The following is a 24953-nucleotide window of genomic DNA, read 5'->3' as shown; positions in this document are numbered from 1 at the left end:
CCGGGCCTTTTTCGTATCGAAAGCCTGCGATGCGCAATCAGTCGATGGCGCGCTCGGCAGCCTTGCCGACGGATTCGACGTCACGGCCGGCACCCTTGACGGTGTTGCAGGCAGACAGCAGCGTCACGACGAGTCCGGCGGCGACGATCATGCGATAGGAGCGGGTGCGATTCATGGTCGGTAATCCTTCGTTTTCAATAACCTGATGCCGTTTGCGGGCGGCATGACCCGGCCATCTACGCTGTGGCGGCCAGAAGGTTGCGTACAAATAAAACGGAACCATCCCGCAGGCGGCGGGTTGTTGGAAGAGTGGGATGCGGACAGGCGCGCTGAGACAATGCGCTGCCCGACACCCTTTTTCCACGGACCAATCACGCTGCTTTGGGGGCAGCTATCGAGAGGCGCAAGCGATGACAATCAAACCGGACCACAGCACGACTGACGAAACCGCCGAGCAGGTTGCTCCGGAGGCCATCGTGCCGTTGGACGATGCAACCTTCAAGCAGCGCCTTGCTGCCACCATTCCGCATCTTCGCGCTTTCGGTTACAGCCTGTGCGGCAAGATGGATCTGGCCGACGATCTGGTTCAGGACACGATGCTGAAGGCATGGGCAGCGCGTGCGAGGTTTCGTCCCGATACCTCGATGCGTGCTTGGACCTTCGTGATCCTGCGTAACTGCTATATCTCGCAGATGCGCCGCAACAAGTTCACCGCGCCTTATGATGAAGGTGTTGCCGAGCGCACCCTGACGTCCAACTCGGATCAGCAGGCGCCACTCCACCTCGAAGACGTTCGCATGGCGCTGATGCAGCTGGGTGCCGACCAGCGCGAGGCGATCATTCTCGTCGGCGCCGGCGGCTTCTCCTATGAGGAAGCGGCAGAAATCTGCGATTGCGCGGTCGGCACGATGAAGAGCCGGGTCTCGCGTGCGCGCGCCGCCCTGGTTGCGATGCTCGATGGCGATTCACCCATCGGCACGCGTCGCCAGCGCAATTCGGCTGATGAAGCGATGAGCGACATCCTGGGCACTCTCGACCGGTTGAGCGAGGGCGTTACGGCGCTTGCAGCTTGACCCTCTCGATCCGGCGCAGTGCCGGAACCCATCGTCGCGGCGGCGGTGGGAGGTTGCAACCAAGGACGCCGACAGGCGTCCTCTTTTTACAAAGCGGCCATACCGGCCGGAACGGGAAGTGAAGAAAGTGCGCGGTGTCAATTCCCTGGAACGTCTGGAGGAACCCGCCATGCATACATCTGGTTTTGATCCGCTCGTGATGCGCCAGGCGCGGATCGGTCGCAGCCTGCGCGAGGTCTATGACTGCGTCACCGACACCCCGCTGCCCGACCAGTTCGATGCGTTGCTCGCCCAGCTCGACAAGATAAACCTAGGCGGCGGATCACGCTGAACCCAGCGCGCTGTCTGAAGAAACCACGACCGCCCGTCCTCGCCTGAGGTCGGGCGGTTTTTCGTGATCTCTCGCAGCGAATTTCGTGCGCAAAAAAAATGGCCGCGATCCGGTGTGGATCGCGGCCCTTTTTTGCGTGGCTCTGTGCAGGCTGATCAGCTGATCAGCGCACGCAGCATCCAGGCGTTTTCTTCGTGCTTACCTATGCGCGCGGTCAGCAGATCGGCGGTGAACACGTCGTCTGCGTCTTCGGCGACTTCCACAAAGTCGCGCATCCGCTTGGCGATCGCTTCATTGTCGGCGATCAGACCCTTGAGCATGGCATCCGCCTGATGCGGGGTTTCGCTCGAATCGACGATCGACAGCTTGGTGTAATCGCCGAACGAAGCAGGAGCGATCTCGCCCAGCGCGCGAACGCGCTCCGCGATCACGTCGGCAGCGGCGTGCAGGTCTTCATACTGCTCTTCGGTCAGCTTGTGCACGCTGTAGAACGCCGGGCCGACGATGTTCCAGTGAACGCCCAGCGTCTTGAGATAGAGCGAATAGGTATCGGCCAGGCCGTGCTGGAGCGCCTTGGCGACTTCCTTGCGGTCGTTGGCTTCAATGCCGGTGTTGACGGTGTCAGTCTTGGTCTTGGCTTTGGTCGCCATGTCATGTCCTCCTGTTGTGGATGCAGCAAAGGGCGGTCGCGCACAAAGACGTGACCTTTCCTGAGTGCCTACGCACTGCCCGACCCCCGGTTCCGCATACTTTGCCGGGATCTGCCGACTGCAGGCAGGTGATCACGCGGACTCTTGACAGAAGGTTACAAATAGAAGCTAGATAGCGCAGGAGTGGGGCCATGAACGATGAACTGCAACCAACTGGCGTGAAACAGAAATCCGATCAGGCGCCGCCGCTTGCATTGGTTGGCTGGACGCATCTGGACATGCCGAACGGAATTGATCTGAGGGTGGAGTGCGCCAGGTCGCGCATCGCGCTCGACAATGATCTGATCGAGCAGCAGGATATCGTGATGACACGCAACCAGGCGTTGCTGCTGGCGCGCTATCTGCTCAAGGTCACCGGCCAGACGCTGCCCGAAGAGGCCAGACCGACCTTCTGGGCGCGGGTCAAGTCGGTGCTCACCCCGGCAAAGGCGCCGGTACGCGGCACGCCGCGCCACTGGGCATCCTGAGGCCCACACCGTTCGCGCTTGAATTGCCCCCAATACCGATCTACCGGGCACAGCCATGGGACATCTGCGTATCCTTGTGAACCGCATCATGCCGGCCCTGCTGCTGGCGATGCTGTTCGGTGCGCTCGCGCCGCAGGGGTTCATGCCGCGCTTCGGGCCGGACGGGCTGACGATCGAACTGTGCTCGGGCCTTGGCAACAAGGCTGCGACCATTGCCCGCGATGATCCGCGCTATCAGGATTATCTGAAGCTGCACGCAGCAAGCAGCGCAGAGCCGGTCCACGATCAGGGCGACGAAGGCGACAATCCGATGCCGCCCTGCGCCTTTGCCGGCATCGCGATGCTGGCGGTTCCTGCCGAAGCGGCGGCGCTTCCGCTGATGCTCGCGACCCGCGATGTTCCGCCCGCGCTGCACCACAGCCTGCTGCGCGCCCGGCACCATGCCAGCACGCCGCCTGCCACCGGGCCTCCTTCGCTCACCTGAACCTCGCAAATCTGCTGCAGCGCTGAGCCAGCGCGCCGGATGACCCGGCGTGCCGATGGCACTGCGGCTCATCCTTTCCCCGTTCAGGGACGATCATATCCATGAAAAACACTGCAATTCTGCGCGCTGCCCTGTTGGGCGGCGCCGCACTCGCCATCGTGTCTCCCGCCCTCGCGCAGGGGGTCGGCCAGCGCACCGATCCCGTCATCGTCGTCACTGCCAGCGCCACCGGCACGCCGACATCGCCCTCGGTCGAGGAGGCGCGGCAAAGGCTGGAGCGCATCCCCGGCGGCGTCGGGCTGGTCGAGGACAACGTGTTCGCCGAGGATTTCGCGCAAAGCATCGGCGATGTGCTGATCTTCACCCCCGGCGTGTTCGCCGATACCAGCGCGCAGCGCGAATCGCGCATCTCGATCCGCGGATCGGGGCTCAACTCGGGCTTCGAGCGGCGCGGGCTTACCGTGCTGCGCGATGGCGTGCCGATCAGCCGCGCGAGCGGCGCGACGGAGTTCCAGGAGATCGATCCGCTCACCATCCGCTATCTCGAGGTGTTCAAGGGCGCCAACGGCCTGCAGTTCGGCGCGGCGTCGCTGGGCGGCGCGGTCAACATCGTCTCGCCCACCGGGCGCACCGCACGATCGAACTTTGCAGGGCGTATCGAGGGCGGCAGCTTCAACACCCTGCGCGGCAACGTCAGCGCTGCGGGAGTCTCGGGAAGTACCGATTATTACATCGGACTGACCGGCCTTCGCGACGATGGTTTCCGCGAGCACTCCGACGTTCGCAGCCTCTACGGCCATGGCAATATCGGCTTCAGGCTGAGCGATGCGGTCGAAACGCGGTTCTATGTCACCGCGCTCAGCGACAATTTCGAATTGAACGGATCGCTGCGGCTTGCCGATGCGCTCGCCAATCCGCGTGCTGCGGGGCGCCCGGTCACCGTTGGGCCCTTCCGTCCCGGCGGTCCGGTGACGGTGCTCGATCCCGGCCCGGTCGCCGATGACTGGGACCGCAACCTCGATGTCCTGCGCCTCTCCAACCTTACCGCGATCACTTTGGGCAGCAGCACGCTGGAGATTGGCGGCTGGTACACCCGGCGCAAGCTCGACCATGCGATCACCCGCTTTGCCGGGATCATCGACCAGAAAGAGGACGAGTTCGGCGTTTCGCTGCGCGCGCTGGGCGAGTTCACGCTGCTCGGCGATACGGTCAGCCGCTGGACGCTGGGCGGCAGCTACGCCAAGGCCAACAACCGCGCCCGCCGTCACCGCAACCGGAATGGTGAGCGCGCCGGGCTGACCAACGAATCCGATCAGGATTCCACCAACCTCACCGCCTTCGGCCAGCTCGACCTCGGCCTGACCCAGCGCCTGACAGCGGTGCTGGGTGGGCAATATGTAAAGGTGGTGCGCGACGTCGACGCGATCCTCGCCGAAGTGTCAGGACGCGGCGAGTACGAGCAGTTCAGCCCGCGCTTCGGACTTCTCTATGCGCTGAGCGATACTGCGCAGCTCTATGCCAACATCAACCGCAGCTTCGAACCTGCGAGCCTTGCCGACCTGACCTCGGGCGGCTCGCGGCCCTTCGCCCCGCTCACGGAACAGCGCGCGACGACCTACGAGATCGGCAGCCGGGGGCAGGCGGACTTCGTCGCCTGGGACATCTCGCTGTATCGCAGCGAGGTGGAGAACGAGTTTCTCGACTTCGGCGTTCCGGGCACAAACGGGTTCGTGTCGTTCACCGACAATGCCGACAGGACCATTCACCAGGGGATCGAGCTCGGCCTGGACGTCTACGTCGCGCGCGCGCGGCTGGCGGCGCGCGGGCAGGCGTTCACGCTGCGCGCGGCGTACACGTTCAACGACTTCCGCTTCGATGATGATGTCACTTATGGCGACAACCGGCTCGCCGGCGTCCCGCGCTATCTCTTCGTCTCCGAAGCGCGGTTCGAGCAGAAGGACTCATGGTACGTCTCGGCCAACCTGCGCTGGGTGTTCGATGGCCCCTGGGCGGACTTTGCCAACACCGAGCGAGCCCCGGGATACGAGCTGGTCGGGCTGACCGCGGGGGTCGACGTGCTGCCCGGGGTGCGATTGTTCGGATCGGTCGAGAACCTGTTCGACACCGTGTTCATCTCCAACGTCGCCACCAACGCCAACCAGTCGCTCGAGCGCGCCGCGATCTACACGCCCGGGGTCGGTCGCGCGATCTATGGCGGCATCACCGCCCAGTTCTGAGCGAAAAGACAAGGGAGAACAGCATCATGGCAAACCGTCCCAGGCTCGCACGCTGGTCGATGAGCAAACACCAATGGCTGGCGCTGATCGGCGGCATCAGCCTCTTTATCTGGGGGCTGTCAGGCATGGCGCATATCGCCATGGTGCTGTTCGGCCCGCAACAGGCCGAGTTCATGCCGCCGATGCGCGCCGTCGATATGTCGGCGGCGCAGCCGGTGGAAACGGTGCTGGCCAAGGCCGGGATCGCTAAAGCCACTGCGGTCAAGGTGGTGGTCGGCAAGGACGCCAACCTGCTGCAGGTGACGCAGACGCCCATGGCTGCGCGGCGCTATTTTGAACTTGGCACCGGGGCGGAGCTGGCAGGATACGACCCTCGCCAGGCCAAATTCATCGCGCGGCACTACCTCAAGGACACGCGCCCAGTGGCCGAGATTGTCCACCAGACCGCGTTCGATGCCGACTATCCCTGGGTCAACCGGCTGCTGCCGGTGTGGCGGGTTCGCTTTGCAGGCGGTGATCGGCTGACGGCGTATGTCCACACCGAAACGGGAAGCCTCGCTGCGGTCAACAACGTGACCAAGACCCGTATGCAGACCGTGTTCCGCTGGCTGCACAGCTGGGAATGGGTGCCGCCGCAGCTCGAATGGCTGCGCGTCGTCGTCATCACGCTGATGGTCGGCAGCCTTGCCGCGCTGGCGGTCACCGGCATCCTGCTGCTGGTTGCGATCCGGCGCGGCAAGCGGCTGCCCGGATCGAAGGGGTGGCATCGCGCGATGGGCTATGTGCTGGCATTGCCCCTGCTGATGTTCTCGATCAGCGGCATCATCCATCTGGTGCAGTCGGCATTCGAACGCCCGACCAGCCAGATGCGGATGTCGCCCCCGGTGAATGTCGCAGATGCGCGCTACCCGATCGAACGCGACTGGGCGGAGGTCGCTGCCGGGCTCGAGGTTGCCAGCCTGTCGCTGGTCGAAGCCCCTGATGGCCGACCACTCTATCGCCTCGGCCTCGCGCAATCCCGGGACGCGATGCCCAAAGGCGAGCACGATCATAGCGCGCATCAAGGACACACGATGCCGATGGGCGACACCGCGATCCGCAACGCGCGCTTCGACGGGATCAGCCCCACCGGCCCCGCGCTCTATGTCGATGCCGCTACCGGCAGGCCCTGGCCGCAGGGGGACAGGGCGCTGGCCAAGGCGCTGGGGCGCGGGTTCAGCGGCGCGCCGGACAGCGCGATCACGTCGATGGAGGTCGTCACCCGCTTCGGCCCGGACTATGATTTCCGCAACAAGCGCCTGCCGGTGTGGCGGATCGATTATGGCGCGCCGGTGAACGCGACACTGTTCGTCGACACCACCACCGGCGTCCTCGCCGACCGCACCGAGAACTGGCAGAAGCCCGAGCGCTATATCTTCAGCTTCATCCACAAATGGAACTTCCTGTTCCCGATCGGCCGGGTCGGACTGAACGTGGTGGTCGGCGTGTTCGTGATCCTGCTGCTGGGCTTCATGGCGGGAATCGGTCTGGTGCTCGACCGCAGGCGCCGGAGAACGCGGACCTAGAGCAAGCCGAATGCGCCCTGGGTGCCGCAACCCAGGGCGTCGCCAGACAGCATGACGCAGATTCTTGAAAGGCATCAAAAGCACGCGAATGTGCGGGCCTTCCGCCGGTCGGTTTGGGCCCCGACCGGCATAGCCCCGATATGGCGTAAATGCCGTTTGACAGGCGTCCCGCCCAAGCGCATCGGCGCCTAGCGACTTGAAAACGCAGGGGAAAATTAATGAAAAATTTAGCATATGCCATGTCATTAGCGCTGCTCGCCGGAACGATTTCGGCACCGGTTGCAGCCCAGGAGGCGCTGGCAATCGGGGCCGATCAGCGTCCGACGCTGCGCGCCGGAACCTCGGTTCCGCTCAAGACGCTCACCGAACTGACCACCAAGGGCAAGAAGCTGCGGGTGGGCGACCGCTTCAATCTTGAGGTGTCGGAACCGGTCATGGTCAACGGCGTCACGGTCATCCCGGTGGGCAGCCCGGCGATCGGCGAGATCACCAGCGTGCGCAACAAGGGCATGTGGGGCAAGTCCGGCGCGATCGAGGTGCGGATGCTCTATGCCACCGTCAACGGCCGCCAGATCCGGCTGTCGGGCGCCACCGACGACAAGGGCGTGACCGGGACGGCTGGGGTTGTCGGCGCCGTCGTGCTGCTGCCGATCGCAGGCTTCTTCCTCACCGGCACCAGCGCCGTCATTCCTGCCGGCAGCTCGATCACCGGCTTCGTCCAGGAAGACGTGCCGCTGTCCTTCGCCAAGGCCGCCGAGCCTGCGCCGATGGTGGTCGGCACCGCTGCCGCTGCGGCGGTATCGGCGACCGAACAGCCTGTCGCGGCTCCCGAAGGTCCGCAATAGGCCGACCCTGTCAGGCACCGGGCCACCACCGGTCCGGTGCCTGACCGCAGGCGGTGCCAAAAGCCGCTTGCCCGCTGACGGCTTTGGCCCCTAGTCTTCGATCAAACCTTGGGGGTCCGATGAACCGAACACTTGCACTTGCGCTGGGCCTTGCGGCTGCTCTTTCCACGCCGCAGGCCCATGCCGCGCCCTCGGCGTCGGCATCCGGCCCCTATGCGGGGACGGAAAAGCTCGACGGGCTCTATCCGGTGCATGTCGACCGCAAGGGAGGGCGCATCCTGCTCTCGCTGCCCGCCGCCGGCGCGGACGGGGTGGTGACGCGGATGCTGTATACCACCGCGCTGCGCACCGGCCTGGGCTCGGCGCCGATCGGCCTCGACCGCGCACAGCCCGGTCCGGCGCAGATCCTGCTGGTCCGCCGGATGGGCAAAAAGGTCTCGTTCGAGCTCGAAAACCCGCGCTTCCGTGCCAGCGCAGGCTCGGTGTCGGAACAGGCTGCCGCCGCCAATGCCTTTGCGACATCGATGCTGTGGCTGGGGGACGTGATCGATGCCCCCGATGGCCGTCTGCTGGTCGATATCGCCCCGTTTCTGGCGCGCGATACCCGCAATGTCATCGGCCAGCTGAACTCGAGCGGCGAGAAGGGCTGGCGGCTGGTCGATGCGCTGAGCGCCGCCGATCCGGCTGCCGTGCGCGCCTTTCCGCTGAACCTGGAGTTCGAGGCGCGGCAGACCTATGCCACCGATACGCCGGGGCCCGAGGTGCGCAACATCGCGCCCGATCCGCGCCAGGTGACGTTGGTGGTGCGCCACAGCTTCGTCGCGCTGCCCCAGCCGGGCTATGTCGCGCGCGCCTTCGATCCGCGCGGCGGCAGCTTTGCCACGCAGATCCTCGATTTTTCCGCGCCGCTCGATGGCGAGATCGTCCAGAACCTGGCCAACCGCTTCCGGCTCGATCGGATCGATCCCAGTGCGCCGCGCTCGCGGGTACGCAAGCCGATCAAGTTCTACATCGATAACGCCGCGCCCGAGCCGATCCGCACCGCATTGCTCGAGGGCGCGCGGTGGTGGCAGACCGCGTTCGAGGCGGCGGGCTATATCGATGCCTATCAGGTCGAGATCCTGCCCGAAGGCGCAGATCCGCTCGACATGCGCTATAACGTCGTCAACTGGGTCAACCGTGCGACACGCGGCTGGTCCTATGGCTATGCGGTCACCGATCCGCGCACCGGCGAGATATTGAAGGGTGCGGTGCTGCTGGGTTCGCTGCGCGTGCGGCAGGACATGCTGATCTATGAAGCGCTGGTCGGTGCGGACAAGACCGGCACCGGCGGGCCTAACGATCCAGCCCAGGTGGCGCTGGCGCGCATCCGCCAGCTGTCCGCGCACGAGATCGGCCATGCTCTGGGACTGCTCCACAATTTTGCGGGCAGCACGCAGGATCGCGCCTCGGTGATGGATTACCCCGCGCCGCGCATCGGCCTCAAGGATGGCGCGCCCGATCTGTCGGATGCCTATGGCGTCGGGCTGGGTCGCTGGGATGTCCATGCGATCGACTGGCTGTATGGCGATCCGGCGAGCGGAAACCCCGATGCTGCCGCCATGGCGAAGGCGAACGAGGCCGCGCGGCAGGGCCTGCGCTTTGTCGCGGACGAGAATGCGCGCAGCGCCTCGGCCAGCCAGCCCTGGGGCAGCCTGTGGGACGATGGCGCCGATCCGGTGGCAGAGCTTGACCGGATGATGCAGGTGCGCGCCGCAGCCGTCTCGCGCTTCGGACCTGCGGCCTTGCAGCCGGGAGAACCGGTGGCCAATCTGCGGCGCAAGTTCGTGCCGGTCTGGCTGGTCCACCGCTATCAGGTCGAGGCGGCGGGCAAATTGCTGGGCGGACTGTATTCGGATTATGCCGTGGCGGGGCAGGGCGATGGCGCGGCGGTGGCGGTTGCCCCTGCCGAGCAATTGCGCGCGCTCGATTCGCTGCTGGCGACGCTCAGCCCGCAGGTACTCGACGTGCCCGCATCGCTTGCGCTGCAGCTGTCCGCCGGGTTCTCGGGCGACAGCGACCGCCAGACCGAGATCGAGATCATGCCGATGGCCGGCGCGGCTGCGTTCGATCCGCTCGCCGCGTCTGCGGTCGCCGCGCAGGTCACGCTGAATGCGCTGCTCGCACCCGAGCGGCTGGCGCGGATGGCGCAGCAGCATCGCGCCGATCGCGCCAGTCCGGGGCCGCAGGTCATCGCGCAGCGTCTGCTGTCGCTCACCGATGCACCTTTGGGCGATGCCCGGCTGGCGGCCGTGCGCCGCGCGCTGGGCACGCGGATCATCCTGTCGCTCGCCAGGGCATCGCGCGATGCCAATAGCGGTATCGAGGCATCCAGCCTGATCGACCAGGCGCTGACCGACTGGGCAGACGCGCAAGGCGGCCGTCGCTTTGCCGATCCCGCCGACCGCGCCTGGGCGCTTTCGACCGCGCGGTTGCTCAAGGATCGCGAGGCGCTGGGCGCTGCGCTGGCTGGGGAAGGGGCAGAAGTTCCGATCCCGCCCGGAATGCCGATCGGCAGCATGGATCACTGAGCCCGCCGGGCCAAAGCCTTTCAACAGGCGGGTCAGCCTGGGCGCTTCAGGCGAACCAGCGTCTCGTCCAGCACCTGCAGGAAGCGCGACCGGTCGGTCTTGCCGAACGGAGCCGGTCCGCCGACGATGTCGCCACCAGCGCGCAGATCGGCCATGATCGCGCGGGTCGCGATCGCGCTGCCGATCGAGTTGGCGGTGAACGGCTTGCCGGTGGGCGATATCACCACTGCGCCCTGCTTGATGCAGCGGTCGGCGAGCAGGATGTCGGAGGTGATCACCACCGTCTTGGCATCGGTGCGCTCGGCGATCCAGTCATCGGCCGCATCGAAGCCATCGCCCACCACCGTGCGTCCGATCAGCGGATGGTCGGGTATGCGGATCGGGCTGTTGCTGACGATCATCACCGCCACGCCATGGCGCAGCGCGACGCGGTAGATCTCGTCCTTCACCGGACAGGCATCGGCATCGACCAGGATCATCATCGGTACATCGCTCCTCTTGTGTCACGCGTTCGATGACCGGACATGCGTGCGTGTATCGATTGACCGTTGCGGCTGCCAGCCGGAAATCCGCCGCTTCGCCGGGCCGGCCCCGTCCACGCGCTTCGGGGCGCGGCCCATTAACGCGGTTTGTCATCTATCGCGCAGGGCTTGTCACGGGCCATGGCAGGCCGCGCCGCTTATCCTTGCGCCAGTGACCAACCGGGGCAGGGGGCCGACGCATGACCCGCAACAACCAGCGCGACAACAATGTGATGACCGATGTGAAGCTGGCCGCGATCAGCGCGCTGGCCACCGCGCTCGTCATCCTGCTGGCCAATGCCTCCCCCGGCTGGGGCGCCGACGAACCGATGGCCGAAAGCGGGCCGATCATCGCCGACAGCAGCGGGCTGATCGCGCCATAGCATTCTGCGCTGCACCTGCTGGCCTGGACGGTTGCTTTCGCGACCCCGCCGGGGCAGGGTTTGCAGGCATGTCCACCGATACAGATCTGGAAACCATCCTGCTGGGGCCTGTCCTGGAGAATCGTGACTGCGGCGCGTGCACCGCCTGCTGCAGCGTGCTCACCGTCAACACCCCGGAATTCAGCAAGCCTGCAGGGACGCCGTGCAGGCATCTCGGCCCGATTCCCGGCGAGCAACCTGGCGCGCAAGGCTGCACCATCCACGCGGTCCGCCCGCCGATCTGCCGGACTTGGTTCTGCGCGTGGCGCAGGGTGGCCGCCATGCCCGACGATGCCCGCCCGGACCGTTCGGGCCTGCTGGTTTCGCTCAACTTCGTGCGCGATCCGCGCAACTGCCTCGAGGCGGTGGCATTCAACGTGCGCGCCACAGGCGACGGCGAGGGGTTCGACGAGGGTGTCGCGCGGACCATCATCGACAGCCTGTGCGACAGGCAGGTGGCGGTGTGGTTCACCGATGGGTCGAAGAAGATGCTGCTGCACCCCGAGAGCGACGTGGCCCGGCTGGTGATATCAGGCGAACCCGCGCCCGCACATCTGGCCGACGAGGTCGCCGCCTGGCGCCAGCAATATGGCGCGTTCACTCAAGTTTGACTGAACCGCACCGCGATTTTCACGTGTCTGCCAAGCCCTCGTCACACGACCGTGCCTGACCCTCGGCGGGGTCGGGGTGGACGGGACAATCATGCGGGGGGAGTTGGAGGCCCGAGCCGGAATCGAACCGGCGTGCAAGGATTTGCAGTCCTCTGCGTAACCACTCCGCCATCGGGCCACCGGTGTGGAAGGACGCGGCATTGTGCCGCTTTGCAGCGAAAGTCAAGCCGCAAGCGCATGGCATGCCGCTCGAAACGGGCAGGGGGAAGCGGCAGTGCGCAAAGCTCTCGCGTTGGCGCAAATGCTGTATTGCCATAATAATACAGCCGTGCCATAACCAGCGATGCAGCGATATCGATTGCATTTTGCAACCGGAAGGCTATCAAAGCGGCACCGTTCGGACCGTTTGGGCTTGCATCGCTGGTCGCATATTCTAGGGCGCTTGGACATGACCGACACACACACTCTTGCTCCGCCAGATTTTGCCGCTGCCCGCAGGCACATGATCGAAAGCCAGCTGCGTCCCAGCGATGTCAGCGACCCCGTCGTCATCGCCGCGATGGCGGTGACCCGCCGCGAGGATTTCGTTCCCGCTGCCCAGCAGCATCTTGCCTATATCGATCGTGCCGTGCCGCTGTCGGGGGGCCGCGTGCTCAACCCGGCGCTGTCGAGCGGCCTGCTGCTTACCCGCGCCGAACTTTCGGGGAACGAAAAGGTGCTGCTGATCGGAGCAGGCACCGGTTATCTCGCCGCGCTTCTGGCTGGCATCGTCGCCAGGGTGGTCGCCGTCGAAGACAATCGTGCCTTGGTCGAACATGCCAGCGCCGCGCTGGGCGGCATGGCCAATGTCTCCGTCTTCGAATCGGATCTGACACAAGGACATGCAGCCGACGCACCCTATGACCTGATCATCATTGACGGCGCGGTCCAACAGGTGCCCGATTTGCTGGTGGCCCAATTGGCCGAAGGGGGTCGTCTGCTCGCAGGTGTGGATGAAGCAGGTGTCTCGCGGCTGGCCTTGGGCCGGCGCCAGGCAGGTGCCTTTGCCCTCATTCCCTTTGCCGATACCGATATTGCCCCGCTTGCGGCCTTTGCCCGGCCAAAAAGCTATAGCTTCTGACGCATGACCATCGCCCGGCAACAGGGCGGGGGAAGATATGAGAACCGGATTGATGAAGACTTCGCATTGGCTGGCCGGTTGTGGTGCGGTATTCGTTCTGGGCGCAGCGCCGCTGCACGCGGAAACGCTGCGCGATGCGCTGGTCGCGGCCTATCAGACCAATCCCACGCTCAACGCGGCGCGCGCCCAGCAGCGCGCGACCGATGAAGGCGTGCCGATCGCGCTGGCCGATGGCCGCCCCAATTCTCAGGTCCAGGCGCAGTATTCGGAAAACTTCCTCAACCCGGCCAACGCGTTCACCGCGCCGGATCGGTCGGTCAACGGTACCATCAGCCTTAACGTGCCGATCTATTCTGGCGGCAGCGCGCGCAACGCGATCAACGCCGCCAAGGTTCGCGTCGGCGCCGGGCAGGCCGATCTGCGCGGCACCGAAGCAACGGTGTTCAGCAATGTCGTCGCGGCCTATATGGATGTCATCCGCGACGAGGCGATCGTGGGGCTGCAGCGGCAGAACGTGTCGGTGCTCGATGTCAACCTTCAGGCCTCGTCCGACCGGTTCGAGATCGGCGACCTGACCCGCACCGATGTCGCCCAGTCCGAAGCGCGGCTGGCGATCGCCCGCAGCGATCTGCAGACCGCCGAAGCCAATCTGATCCGCAGCAAGGAAACCTATATCCAGCTGGTCGGGACCGCGCCGGGCCAGCTCGAACCTCCGCCGCCGCTGCCCAACCTGCCCGAGGCGCCTGAGGCAGCAGTGTTCACCGCGCTCGACAATAACCCCGATCTGGAAGCGGCGCGCGAGCGCGTCGAGGCCGCCAATTTCGACGTCAAGGCCGCGCGCGGCACGCGGATGCCGCAGGTCAGCCTGTTCTCGCAGGGCAACTATCAGAACTTTCTCGGCACTCTGGGCAGCACGCTCATCCAGGGTAATTTCGTGCAGCAGCAGTCGAGTGCTGCCGCCGGCGTGCAGTTGACTGTCCCGGTCTATCAGGGCGGACGCCCTGGCGCGCAGATCCGGCGTGCGCAGGCGGTGTCGGGCCAGGCGATGGAGCAGGAAATCGCGGTCGAGCGCGGCATCATCGCGCAGGTCCGCGCGGCCTATGCCAGCTTCAATGCCTCGATGCAGGTGATCGTCTCGTCGCAAAAGGCGGTCGAATCGAACACGCTGGCGCTCGAAGGCGTGCGCGCCGAGAACAGCGTCGGCAACCGTACCATTCTCGACATTCTGGATGCCGAGCGCGAACTGCTCAATGCGCAGGTCCAGCTCGTCACCGCGCGGCGCAACGCCTATGTCGCGGGCTTTACCCTGCTCGCCGCGATGGGCCGGGCCGAAGCGCGCGATCTGGGGCTGGATGGCGGCGTGCTGTACGATCCCGACATCAATTACGAGCGTGTCCGCGACAAGATCAACGACTGGGATTCGGACAAGAACCCGGTGGCGCAATCGACACGCACCGTTGACAGCCCCGCGCAAAATGCCGCAGTGGTGGGACCGCCCAACCAATAGGCCGGGCACAGGGGCGTTCTCGAATCAGGGGCTTGAACAATGACGCGCGATATCGGCGAGCCAAGCCTTGAAGAGATTCTCGCCTCGATCAAGAAGGTGATTGCCGAGGATGGCCGCAAACCGCGCCGTCCCGCGCCTTCGCGGCCCGCGCCTGCCCGGCAGGAAAAGCTGGCAGAAGACGTTCTCGAACTGACCGAAAGCGTCGAGCCCAGCGATCCGCTGGATGACGAGCCTCCGCTGGTCGGCCGCGCGGGCGAACAATCGATGCGCGAATCGCTGGCGGTGCTGGCGACGTTAACCGAACCGGGTGTCAGCCCGCAGATCGTGCGTTCGGGCGAGACCTCGCTCGAGGGCATGGTGCGCGAGATGCTGCGCCCGATGCTCGCCGAATGGCTTGACCGCAACCTGCCCGACATGGTCGAGGCGCTGGTCGCCAAGGAGATCGGCCGGATCACCGGTCGCAAGGGCTGAGCAGCTCTTCGCCCCCAAGGGGCTTTGCGCCGCGCGGCGCTTGCTGGTATCAGCTGAAACCATGAAAAACACCGTCATTGCCGCGCTGCTGGCCAGCGCCCTGTCGCCGTTGCTGCTTGCCACCCCCGCCACCGCGCGACCGATGACCGAAAGCGATCTGGCCACATTCAACCGGCTGGGTGCGCCCGCCGCCTCGCCCGATGGCAAATGGGTCGCCTATCAGCTGACCACCACCGATCTGGCCGCCAACAAGCGCAGCACCGGGCTGTATCTGCTCGATATCGCCAACCGCAATGCGCAGGCGATCGCAATCGCCGATTCTCCGGGGCACAACGAAAGCGCGCCGGTGTTCGCGCGCGATGGCCAGCACCTCTATTTCCTTTCCAACCGATCCGGCACTGCCCAAGTCTGGCGCGTGGCGCTGCCCACCGGCGAGCCGATGCAGGTCACCAGCTCTGCCACCGACATCAGCGGGTTCAGCCTGTCGCCCGACGGCGCGCGGCTCGCGGTCTGGGCCGATGTGAAGCAGGGCTGCTCGCTCGAAGGCTGCGCAGACAGCAAGGCCAAGCTGGCAGGCAGCGGCCGCGAGTACGACCGGCTGTTCGTGCGCCACTGGGATAGCTGGCGCGAACCGGGCACCTACAGCCGCATCTATGCCTATGCGCTGGGCAGCGACGGCAAAGCCACGGGACCTGGACGCAGTATCAGCGGCTCGATCGAGGGCGATGCGCCGAGCAAGCCGTTCGGCGGGGGCGAGGAGATCGCCTGGGCCGCGGACAGCAGCGCGATCGCCTTCACCGTCCGCAAATCCGATGGCGACGAGCCGCGTTCGACCAATCTCGACATCGTCTGGCAGCCGCTGGCCGAAGGCGCAGCGGCGGTGAACCTGACGCAAGCCAACCAGGCGACCGATTCGCTGCCTGCGGCCTCGCCCGATGGCAAATGGCTGGCCTGGGCGGCGATGGCGCGCCCCGGCTATGAGTCCGACCGGATGGTCGTGCATCTGCGCGACATGAAGACCGGCAAGGTCACCAAGCTCACCGAGGGCTGGGACCGCTCCGCAGGCTCGATCGCGTGGGGCATGGATTCGAAGAGCCTGCTGGTCACCGCGCAGGACACACTCGAGCACCCGGTGTTCCGCATCGATGTGCCGACCGGCAAGGTGACCCAGCTGACCGAGCGCGGCAATGTTGCCAATGTCGTGCCGCTCGCCGGTGGCGCCATGCTTTATACTGTCAACTCGATCGCCGCGCCCGACGATCTGGTGCTGATGGAGAAGAACGGCCAGACCCGCCGCCTGACCAACGTCAATGCCGACAAGCTCGCAGGGCTCGATCCGGTGCAGTACGAAAAGTTCAGCTTCAAGGGCGCGAACGGCGATCTCGTCCACGGCCAGATCGTCAAGCCGCAGGGTGCCAAGGGCAAGCTGCCGGTCGCTCTGCTGGTGCATGGCGGACCGCAGGGCAGCTTCAACAACAGCTGGTCGTATCGCTGGAACCCGGCGGTGATGGCCTCGCAGGGCTATGCTGCGGTCACCATCGATTTCCACGGCTCGACCGGATATGGCCAGGCGTTCACCGACAGCATCAACAAGGACTGGGGCGGCAAGCCGCTCGAGGACCTCAAGCTCGGCATGGCGGCGCTGCCCGGCATCGATGCCGGGCTCGACACCAGCAACGCCTGCGCACTCGGCGGCAGCTATGGCGGTTACATGATGAACTGGATCGCAGGCCAGTGGCCCGACGGCTTCAAATGCTTGGTGACGCACGCCGGCGTCTTCGATCTGCGCGCCATGGCGTTCGAGACCGAGGAACTGTGGTTCGACGAATGGGACCATGGCGGCCCGTGGTGGCAGCGCCAGGATGCCGAGAAGTGGAACCCGGTCAATCATGTGACCAACTGGAAGACGCCGACGCTGGTGATCCACGGAGAAAAGGACTTCCGCATTCCTTATTCGCAATCGCTCGCCGCGTTCACCGCGCTGCAGCGGCAAGGGATCGAATCGAAGCTGCTGATCTTCCCGGACGAGAACCATTGGGTGCTGAAAGCGCAGAACAGCGTCCAATGGCATCGCAACGTGTTCGACTGGCTGGAGCGGCATCTCAAAACGTCTGGAAAATAACGCATCCTGCGTTAAAGCGGCGGGATGACGAGCACCGACAAGCAAGAGCTGCCCAAGACATTCGATCCATCCGCGATCGAGGCGAAATGGTATCCGCATTGGGAGGAGACGAACGCGTTTCGTCCCGAGCGGCCCGATGCTGCGCCGTACACGATCGTCAACCCGCCGCCGAACGTCACCGGTAGCCTGCACATCGGCCATGCGCTCGACAACACGCTGCAGGACATCATGATCCGCTACGAGCGACTGCGCGGCAAGGACGCGCTCTGGGTGGTCGGCACCGACCACGCGGGCATCGCGACGCAGATGGTGGTCGAGCGCCAGTTGGAAGCGGCGCAGGACAAGCGCACCAACTACAGCCGCGAGGACTTCGTCAAAAAGGTCTGGGAGTGGAAGGAAGAGAGCGGCGGCCAGATCACCCGCCAGCTGCGCCGCCTGGGCTGTTCGATGGACTGGTCGCGCGAGCAGTTCACCATGGACCCGCATTTCAGCAAGGCGGTGCTCAAGGTGTTCGTCGACCTGTACAACCAGGGGCTGATCTACCGCGACAAGCGGCTGGTCAACTGGGACCCCAAGCTCAAGACCGCGATCAGCGATCTTGAGGTCGAGACGCGCGAAATGCAGGGGAGCTTCTGGCACTTCCGTTATCCCCTGGCCGATGGCGTTACCCTTGACGATGGCCGCGACCATATCGTGGTCGCGACGACGCGGCCCGAGACGATGCTCGCCGATATGGCGGTCGCGGTGAACGGCGAAGACCCGCGTTATGCCAGCGTCATCGGCAAGTTCGTCGAGCTGCCGATCACCGGACGGCGCGTGCCGATCGTCGCCGATGACCATGCCGATCCCGAGCTGGGTTCGGGCGCGGTGAAGATCACGCCGGGACATGATTTCAACGACTTCGAGGTCGGGCGACGCGCAGGGATTGCAGCGGCGGACATGCTCAACATGTTCGATGCCGAGGCGAAGGTGGTGCAGACCGCCGATGCCCTGATCCCGGCAGAATTCGTCGGCGTGGATCGCTTCGATGCGCGCAAACTTGTGGTCGAGCAGATGAAGGCGCTGGGCCGTCTGGTCCCGCACACCGTGACCGCCAAGGATGGCGAAGTCACCGAGCACGACGCCGAGCCGCGCACGATCCAGACGCCTTATGGCGACCGCGGCGGCGTGGCCATCGAACCCTGGCTCACCGACCAATGGTATGTCGACGCCAAGACGCTGGCCCAGCCCGCGATCGAGGCGGTGAAGACCGGCGTGATCGAGATCGTCCCCAAGAGCTGGGAAAAGACGTTCTTCCACTGGATGGACAATATCCAGCCCTGGTGCGTCTCGCGCCAGCTCTGGTGGGGGCACCGGATCCCGGCGTGGTATGGCTCGGACGGCAAATGCTATGTCGCCGAGACCGAAGAGGAAGCGCGCGCGCTGGCAGGCGAAGGCGTCACGCTCGACCGCGATTCCGACGTCCTCGACACCTGGTTCTCCTCCGCGCTCTGGCCGTTTGCGACTCTGGGTTGGCCGGAACAGACAGGTCTGCTCGCCAAGCACTATCCCAACGACCTGCTCATCTCCGGCTTCGACATCCTGTTCTTCTGGGATGCGCGGATGGCGATGATGGGGACGCATTTCATGGGCGCAGCGCCTTGGAAGCAGCTGTATCTGCACGGCCTCGTCCGCGCGGCGGATGGCGCGAAGATGTCCAAGTCCAAGGGCAACACCGTCGATCCTTTGGGCCTGATCGACCAATATGGCGCCGATGCGGTGCGCTTCTTCATGGCGGCAATGGAAAGCCAGGGCCGCGACATCAAGATGGATGAGCGCCGCGTCGAGGGCTATCGCAACTTCGCCACCAAGCTTTGGAACGCCGCGCGCTTCTGCCAGTCGAACGGCATCGGTGCGAGTGCATCGGTCGCGGCTCCACAGGCGACGCTCGCGGTCAACCGCTGGATCATCGGCGAAGTCGTGGACACCGTCGCGGCGCTCGACAAGGCGCTCGCCGACCTGCGCTTCGATGCGGCGGCCAACGCGATCTATCACTTCGTCTGGGATCAGTTCTGCGACTGGTATCTCGAGCTGATCAAGCCGGTGTTGTCCGCCGAGGGCGACACGGGCGAGGCCACAGAAACGCGGCGCGTTGCAGGTTGGGTGCTCGACCAGATCCTGGTGATGCTGCACCCGTTCATGCCGTTCATCACCGAAGAATTGTGGCATGCGCTGGGCGAGCGGGCGGGCGATCTGATCGTGGCGGAGTGGCCGCAGCCGGAAGCCAGCGTCGATGTCGAGGCGAAGGCGGAGACCGAGTGGCGCATCGCGTTGGTCCGTGAAATTCGCTCGGCCAAGAATGAGCTGGGCATTTCGCCGGGTGCGCGTCTCAATGCCTTTGTCCAGGGTGCGAATGATCAAACGAAGGGCTGGATCAACGGCTTCTGGACGGGGGCCCAAAGGCTGGCCCGGATCGATTTCGCTCCGCTGGACGATGCCGCTCCCGAAGGCGCGACGATCCAGATCGTCGTCAACGAGGCGACCTTCGTGCTGCCGCTCGACGGCATCATCGACATCGCCGCAGAAAAGACGCGCCTGACCAAGGCGCTGGAGGCAGTCTCGAAGGAAGCCAAATCGCTCGATGGTCGCCTGTCCAACCCGGCGTTTGTCGAGAAGGCCAAGCCCGAAGCGGTCGAAAAGGCCCGCGCCGACCATGCCGAGAAATCCGCCGAGGCCGAGCGGCTGGCAGCGGCGCTCGCGCGGCTTGGATAAGCGCCAACCGCTGCGCCCGCGGGGCGGGGAGTTGCCGCGATGAGCCTGTCCTATGCGCGGCTGCTCGCTCGGCGGGTGGTCCGCTCCCTGTGGTTCACACCCGCAGCCTATGCGGTGCTGGCAGTGGCGGTGCTGCTGTTGGCTCCGGCGGCGGCGGTGCTGTTGCCCGACGAGTTCAACAAGCTGATCGGGCTCGATGGCGTCGATGATCTGCTCGGCGTGCTGGCCAACACGCTGCTCGCGGTGGCGATCTTCTCGCTCGGCATCATGGTCTCATCGCTGCAGGCAGCAGCCTCCGCCGCCACGCCGCGCGCGCGGCCGCTGCTGATGCAGGACCGCACCGCGCAGAACGCGATCTCGGTGTTCATCGGCGGGTTCATCTTCGCGATCGTCGGCACCGTGGGACTTTCGACCAGCTATTTTGGCGCACCTGCACGGGTCATCCTGTTCATGACCACCTGTCTGGTCATCCTGTCGGTGATCTATGCGCTGATCCGCTGGATCGGGCGGCTGAGCAATCTGGGCGATGTCTCCGAGGTCGTCGATCTGCTCGAAGGTGCCGCCGACAAGGCGTTTGCAGAACTCGCCAGGCGGCCCTTGCTGGGCGGGGTGGAGATGATCGCGCTTCCCGAGCATGGCGTGCCGCTGCGCGCCGACCGGTTCGGGTTTGTCCAGGCGATCGACGATGACCTGTTCGCGACGATCAGCGCCGAGCAGGATGTCGATTTCCATCTCGCCGTTCGCCCCGGCACCTATGTCGATTCGACGACCGTGCTGCTCAAGACATCGAAGGCACTGGACGAGGAGACGGCGCGGTCGGTGCATCGGGCTTTCGTCATCGGCGGCGATCGCACTTTCGAGGCCGATCCGCGCTATTGCCTGGTCGTGCTGTCTGAAACCGCGTCGAAGGCGCTGTCTCCCGGGGTAAACGATCCAGGGACCGCGATCGACGTGCTGGGCACCTCGCTGCGCGTGCTCGCAGGGTGGAGCAGCGCGGCCAGGGAAAGGCCCGCGCGCGTCACCTGCCCGCGGCTGCACGTGCCACGGGTCAGCGTCGAGGATTTGGTGGTCGACGCATTCCGCTGGATCGCGCGCGATGGCGCTGGCCAGCTTGAGGTGCAGATCCGGCTGCAAAAGGCGCTGGCGTCGCTCGCCGCGCATGATCCGGTGCTGTTCGGTGCGGCTGCCCGCGCGATGTCGCACGAGGCGTTCGCGCGCGCGAAGATCGGGCTGGCGCTGCCTGCGGATGTCGAGATTCTGGAGCGGTTCGTCCTCGATTGATTGGCTGTGGTGTCGTTGAGGCAGCCCGTTGAAAATCCTCCCCGAGCTTGTCTCGGGGAGGGGGACCACTGACCGCAGGTCAGTGGTGGAGGGGAGGCGAGATGGCAAAGCGGTCCATCGCTCGCACGCACCCGCTGCCCCTCCACCGCCCGCTGTGCGGGCGGTCCCCCTCCCCCAGCAAGCTGGGGGAGGATTTTGGGTGTCACGATCCGCCGCCATCCATCGCAACCACCACCTGCCCCCTTGCCCCCGCGGCCCTCGTTCCCTAAACGTTCGTGGTGAACAGTCTCGCCCCCGCATCCGAATTCCCGCCGCCCTCGGCCAGTGACCCCGCTTATCTGCAGGGGCTCAACACGCCGCAGCGCGAAGCCGTTTTGTCGTCCGAAGGGCCGGTGCTGGTGCTGGCAGGCGCGGGCACGGGCAAGACCGCGGCGCTGACCGCGCGGCTGGCGCATCTGATCGCGACCCGGCGTGCATGGCCGTCCGAAATTCTCGCCGTCACCTTTACCAACAAGGCTGCGCGCGAGATGCGCGAGCGCGTCGGGCGGATCATCGGCGATGCGGTCGAAGGCATGCCGTGGCTGGGCACCTTCCACTCGATCGGCGCCAAGATGCTGCGCCGCCATGCCGAGCTGGTCGGGCTGCAGAGCAACTTCACGATCATAGACACCGACGACCAGTTGCGGCTGCTCAAGCAGTTGATCCAGGCCGCCGATATCGACGACAAACGCTGGCCCGCGCGGCAACTCGCCGGGTGCATCGACCGCTGGAAGAACAAGGGGCTCAATCCGCACGAGCTCGACGCCGCCGAAAGCGAGCTTTACGCCAACGGGCGGGGGCAGGAGCTGTACACCGCCTATCAGGACCGGCTGAAGGCGCTCAATGCCTGCGATTTCGGCGATTTGCTGCTGCACATGCTGACATTGCTCAAGACCGACCGCGCGGTGCTCGAGCAGTATCAGCAGCGGTTCAAGTACATCCTGGTCGACGAATATCAGGACACCAATTCCAGCCAGTATCTGTGGCTCCGGCTGCTCGCACAGGCGCGCAAGAATATCTGCTGCGTCGGCGATGACGACCAGTCGATCTATTCGTGGCGCGGCGCGGAGGTCGCGAACATCCTGCGGTTCGAGAAGGATTTTCCCGGCGCGCGGATCATCCGGCTCGAGCAGAATTACCGCTCCACCCCGCACATTCTGGGCGCCGCATCCGGCCTGATCGCGTCGAACAGCGACCGGCTCGGCAAGACTTTGTGGACCGAGGTCGACGCCGGGCAGAAGGTCCGCGTGCTGGGCGTCTGGGACGGGCCCGAAGAGGCACGGCGGACCGGCGAGGAGCTCGAACGGATCACGCGCGAGGGCACCAGCCTCGACAAGACCGCGATCCTGGTGCGCGCCTCGTTCCAGACCCGCGAGTTCGAGGACCGGTTCATCGCCATCGGGATGCCCTACCGCATCGTCGGGGGCTTCCGCTTCTATGAGCGAGCCGAAATCCGCGATGCGCTGGCTTACCTGCGCGTCGTCAACCAGCCTGCGGACGATCTGGCGTTCGAGCGGATCGTCAACACGCCCAAGCGCGGCCTGGGCGACAAGGCGGTCGAGAAGGTGCACCGCGTCGCGCGCGCCACCGGGCTGCCGCTCAGCGCTGCCGCATTCCAGATCCTCGACAGCGACGAACTGCCCGCGCGTGCCCGCACGGCGCTGGCGGGGCTGATGCGTGGCATCGCGCGCTGGCGCGAGATGCTCACCACGATGAACCCTGCGGACCTCGTCCGGCAGATCATGGACGAATCGGGCTATACCCAGGTGCTGCAGGCCGAAAAGTCGGTCGAGGCATCGGGGCGGCTCGAGAACCTCTCCGAACTTGCCCGCGCGATGGAAGAGTATGAGAGCCTCGGCGATTTCCTCGAGCATGTCAGCTTGGTGATGGACAACGAGGCATCGGCCGACGAGGCCAAGGTCACGATGATGACCATCCACGGCGCCAAGGGGCTCGAATTCGAGCACGTCTTCCTCGCCGGCTGGGAGGAGGGGGTGTTCCCCTCGCAGCGCTCGCTCGACGAGGGCGGGCTTGCCAGCCTCGAGGAAGAACGCCGCCTGGCTTATGTCGCGATTACGCGCGCGCGCAGCACCTGCACGATCATGCACGCCGCCAACCGGCGGATCTATGGCCAGTGGACCAGTTCGATCCCCTCGCGCTTCATCGGCGAATTGCCGGCAGAGCATATCGAGGAAGAAAGCTCGATGACCGGCGGGGCGTCCCTGTGGCGGGCAGGGCTGTCAGAGCGCGACGATCCGTTCGCGCACCTGGCGCGCGACCCCGAACGCGCGGCGCGGCGCGGGCCCGGCTGGCAGCGTGCGGCGCAGGTCCCCGGCGGGTTCAACGCGACGCCGCAGCGTGTCGCCGAAGCCCGTACCAGCGCGATCAGCCTGGGCAATGCCGGGCGCAGCGATGTCGATATCGGCACTCGCGTCTTCCACCAGAAATTCGGTTACGGGCTGGTGGCGGAGAAGGAGGGCAACAAGCTGGAGATCGATTTCGAGACTTCGGGTCGCAAGCGGGTGATCGACAGCTTTATCAGCCTCGCTTGATCACTTTTTGATCGTCACCCCCGCGAAGGCGGGGGTGCCGCTTTTGCGCGAATGTCCTGAAAAGCGGGATTCCCGCGTGCGCGGGAATGACGAAGGGGGGCAGCGCGAGGCAGCCTTCAGCGTTTGCGGCTGTCCATGTACCACAGCGCGCCGTGCAGCGCGAAGCCGCCGCCCAGGCCGGCCAGAAAGCCGATCGAGGGCTGGCCCATCAGTCCGCCGATGATTGTGCCGGCGAGTGTGCCCAAGGCCATGAAAACGCCGCCGCCGCGAACGGGGGGGCGGTCTTCACCGCGGACAGCGGTTTTGCGAGTATCGTTCTGCATGGTCCAGCCCTTGCCACGGCTGGCCGCGATTTGCCAACGCGAAGTGGCGCCAGGCGGTCGCTCGAAATGCTAACGAGCCATTTACCAACCCGGTTGAGCCTTCTTGCACGCCCAGGCGTTATCGCTGTTCGAACCGCAGCCAGCAGGGGAGGCGGCAATGAATGGGGACACACAAGCGGTTATGAACCTGCCTTATATCGGAACCCGCGAAGCCTATGACGACGCCTGCATGCTGCTCTCGCGCTTCGGCGAGACCGCCGGCCTCGAAGCCTCGGACCGCGCCGAAGCCGCCCGCGCGCGCGGCAACCACATCCACTTCTGCCACTGGCGCCAGATCGAACGGCTGCTGGTGATCATGACGATTGACCAGAGCATCGGGACGATTCACTGACGGGGTAAGATGCTCAATCGGTCGATTTTTGTCTGCCGGAAGACCACATCAGCATGAGCACTCCTGCCACGATTAGGCCCACCGAGACCCAACCAAGCACCTGTGCATCGCCTGTCAGCCGGTATGTGCAGTCGAAAGCGCAAGCAGGCGGGCCATCTGGATTTGCCGCCCTGCGAATGTTGTTTAATACCCATTTCTGCGCTTCCAGCGAATGAGCATGGTCACGGAGCGATAATCCTAACACTATAGCCAACACGCCAAGCGATGGTCGCCAGTATTTGATCATTCTCCAAGATTAGCGGGTAATGCAGAGGCTGCAAAGCCTAGGAAGTGATCTCATGCAATTGAACACCTTTCGCTGAGCCTGAGCCTGTCGAAGGCCCAGCGATGTCTTTGGCCAGATCGAATTGCCGTTCTCCGGCGAAAGCCGGAGTCCCAGGCGTCGGATGGAGGTGCTTTCGTTCTGGGTTCGGGCGTTCGCCGGAATGATGTTCGAGGGAGTCGCGGGCGCTGGGTGCGGGGCCTTCGACAGGCTCAGGCTGAGCGGGGGTGGTAAGGCG

The 24953-nt window shown here is 65.2% G+C and carries 22 protein-coding genes and 1 tRNA gene; 18 read left to right on the top strand and 5 right to left on the bottom strand.

The genetic code is table 11. The annotated features are described in order from the left end of the window. Positions 1–37: 37 nt before the first annotated feature. Positions 38–151 carry an entericidin A/B family lipoprotein gene (locus B5J99_RS03360; RefSeq protein WP_054134317.1) on the bottom strand — a complete coding sequence of 38 codons (114 nt, stop codon included), beginning with the start codon at positions 149–151 and terminating at the stop codon, positions 38–40. 259 nt (positions 152–410) lie between these two features. On the opposite strand from B5J99_RS03360, the gene B5J99_RS03355 reads away from it, so the two are divergent. Both B5J99_RS03355 and B5J99_RS19470 read left to right on the top strand, forming a co-directional pair. Continuing rightward, positions 411–1073 (top strand): sigma-70 family RNA polymerase sigma factor, encoded by a 663-nt coding sequence (locus B5J99_RS03355; protein WP_069050828.1) that lies wholly within the window; start codon positions 411–413, stop codon positions 1071–1073. A gap of 169 nt (positions 1074–1242) precedes the next feature. Continuing rightward, positions 1243–1404, top strand: a complete 162-nt coding sequence (locus B5J99_RS19470; RefSeq protein WP_156317951.1) for a NepR family anti-sigma factor — start codon at positions 1243–1245, stop codon at positions 1402–1404. A gap of 155 nt (positions 1405–1559) precedes the next feature. Here the strand turns inward: B5J99_RS19470 and B5J99_RS03345 are convergent, their stop codons facing one another. Beyond that, positions 1560–2054 carry a Dps family protein gene (locus B5J99_RS03345; protein WP_054133874.1) on the bottom strand — a complete coding sequence of 165 codons (495 nt, stop codon included), beginning with the start codon at positions 2052–2054 and terminating at the stop codon, positions 1560–1562. 191 nt (positions 2055–2245) lie between these two features. On the opposite strand from B5J99_RS03345, the gene B5J99_RS03340 reads away from it, so the two are divergent. The 6 genes from B5J99_RS03340 to B5J99_RS03315 all read left to right on the top strand — a co-directional run bounded on the left by B5J99_RS03340 (position 2246) and on the right by B5J99_RS03315 (position 10282). Continuing rightward, the gene (locus B5J99_RS03340) at positions 2246–2581 is read left to right on the top strand and encodes a hypothetical protein (RefSeq protein WP_054133875.1); all 336 of its coding nucleotides are present in this window, start codon (positions 2246–2248) and stop codon (positions 2579–2581) included. A 55-nt stretch (positions 2582–2636) separates the two neighbouring features. Next, the gene (locus B5J99_RS03335; RefSeq protein WP_117351464.1) at positions 2637–3065 is read left to right on the top strand and encodes a hypothetical protein; all 429 of its coding nucleotides are present in this window, start codon (positions 2637–2639) and stop codon (positions 3063–3065) included. A 101-nt stretch (positions 3066–3166) separates the two neighbouring features. Then, complete coding sequence (locus B5J99_RS03330; protein ID WP_117351463.1) at positions 3167–5302, top strand: TonB-dependent receptor family protein; 2136 nt, start codon at positions 3167–3169, stop codon at positions 5300–5302. A gap of 26 nt (positions 5303–5328) precedes the next feature. Continuing rightward, positions 5329–6867 carry a PepSY domain-containing protein gene (locus B5J99_RS03325; RefSeq protein WP_117351462.1) on the top strand — a complete coding sequence of 513 codons (1539 nt, stop codon included), beginning with the start codon at positions 5329–5331 and terminating at the stop codon, positions 6865–6867. A gap of 218 nt (positions 6868–7085) precedes the next feature. Further along, a complete protein-coding gene (locus tag B5J99_RS03320) occupies positions 7086–7712 on the top strand; it encodes a hypothetical protein (protein WP_117351461.1) in 627 nt (208 codons plus the stop codon). A 119-nt stretch (positions 7713–7831) separates the two neighbouring features. Beyond that, complete coding sequence (locus B5J99_RS03315) at positions 7832–10282, top strand: zinc-dependent metalloprotease (RefSeq protein WP_117351460.1); 2451 nt, start codon at positions 7832–7834, stop codon at positions 10280–10282. 32 nt (positions 10283–10314) lie between these two features. On the opposite strand, the gene B5J99_RS03310 is transcribed toward B5J99_RS03315, so the two are convergent. After that, positions 10315–10764 carry a YaiI/YqxD family protein gene (locus B5J99_RS03310; RefSeq protein WP_117351459.1) on the bottom strand — a complete coding sequence of 150 codons (450 nt, stop codon included), beginning with the start codon at positions 10762–10764 and terminating at the stop codon, positions 10315–10317. Positions 10765–11003: 239 nt separating this feature from the next. On the opposite strand from B5J99_RS03310, the gene B5J99_RS03305 reads away from it, so the two are divergent. Together B5J99_RS03305 and B5J99_RS03300 are read left to right on the top strand one after the other, a co-directional pair. After that, a complete protein-coding gene (locus B5J99_RS03305) occupies positions 11004–11186 on the top strand; it encodes a hypothetical protein (RefSeq protein WP_117351458.1) in 183 nt (60 codons plus the stop codon). Between the two features lie 68 nt (positions 11187–11254). Then, a complete protein-coding gene (locus B5J99_RS03300; RefSeq protein ID WP_117351457.1) occupies positions 11255–11836 on the top strand; it encodes a YkgJ family cysteine cluster protein in 582 nt (193 codons plus the stop codon). Between the two features lie 104 nt (positions 11837–11940). Here B5J99_RS03300 and B5J99_RS03295 read toward each other — a convergent pair. Continuing rightward, a tRNA-Cys gene (locus B5J99_RS03295) sits at positions 11941–12014 on the bottom strand. Between the two features lie 270 nt (positions 12015–12284). Between B5J99_RS03295 and B5J99_RS03290 the strand changes: the two genes are divergently transcribed. From B5J99_RS03290 to B5J99_RS03260, 7 genes are all read left to right on the top strand, one after another. Beyond that, entirely contained in the window at positions 12285–12956 is a 672-nt protein-coding gene (locus tag B5J99_RS03290) for a protein-L-isoaspartate O-methyltransferase family protein (RefSeq protein ID WP_245991728.1), read from the top strand. A gap of 52 nt (positions 12957–13008) precedes the next feature. Further along, positions 13009–14463 (top strand): TolC family outer membrane protein, encoded by a 1455-nt coding sequence (locus tag B5J99_RS03285; protein ID WP_162892434.1) that lies wholly within the window; start codon positions 13009–13011, stop codon positions 14461–14463. Positions 14464–14502: 39 nt separating this feature from the next. Beyond that, the gene (locus B5J99_RS03280; RefSeq protein ID WP_117351455.1) at positions 14503–14934 is read left to right on the top strand and encodes a DUF2497 domain-containing protein; all 432 of its coding nucleotides are present in this window, start codon (positions 14503–14505) and stop codon (positions 14932–14934) included. A 61-nt stretch (positions 14935–14995) separates the two neighbouring features. Next, a complete protein-coding gene (locus B5J99_RS03275; protein ID WP_117351454.1) occupies positions 14996–17056 on the top strand; it encodes an alpha/beta hydrolase family protein in 2061 nt (686 codons plus the stop codon). Between the two features lie 24 nt (positions 17057–17080). After that, on the top strand, positions 17081–19807 hold the full coding sequence (locus B5J99_RS03270) for a valine--tRNA ligase (RefSeq protein WP_117351453.1): 2727 nt from the start codon (positions 17081–17083) through the stop codon (positions 19805–19807). A 39-nt stretch (positions 19808–19846) separates the two neighbouring features. Then, entirely contained in the window at positions 19847–21088 is a 1242-nt protein-coding gene (locus B5J99_RS03265) for a DUF2254 domain-containing protein (protein WP_117351452.1), read from the top strand. 278 nt (positions 21089–21366) lie between these two features. Beyond that, positions 21367–23679 carry an ATP-dependent helicase gene (locus B5J99_RS03260; protein ID WP_054133889.1) on the top strand — a complete coding sequence of 771 codons (2313 nt, stop codon included), beginning with the start codon at positions 21367–21369 and terminating at the stop codon, positions 23677–23679. A gap of 116 nt (positions 23680–23795) precedes the next feature. On the opposite strand, the gene B5J99_RS03255 is transcribed toward B5J99_RS03260, so the two are convergent. Then, positions 23796–24002 carry a hypothetical protein gene (locus B5J99_RS03255; protein ID WP_117351451.1) on the bottom strand — a complete coding sequence of 69 codons (207 nt, stop codon included), beginning with the start codon at positions 24000–24002 and terminating at the stop codon, positions 23796–23798. A gap of 181 nt (positions 24003–24183) precedes the next feature. Here B5J99_RS03255 and B5J99_RS03250 point away from each other — a divergent pair, with 181 nt between their 5' ends. Continuing rightward, on the top strand, positions 24184–24393 hold the full coding sequence (locus B5J99_RS03250; RefSeq protein WP_082382143.1) for a hypothetical protein: 210 nt from the start codon (positions 24184–24186) through the stop codon (positions 24391–24393). Positions 24394–24953: the final 560 nt, after the last annotated feature.

It is taken from the genome of Blastomonas fulva (assembly GCF_003431825.1).
Lineage (GTDB): Bacteria > Pseudomonadota > Alphaproteobacteria > Sphingomonadales > Sphingomonadaceae > Blastomonas > Blastomonas fulva.
This window is presented reverse-complemented; position numbering and strand designations above follow the sequence as displayed.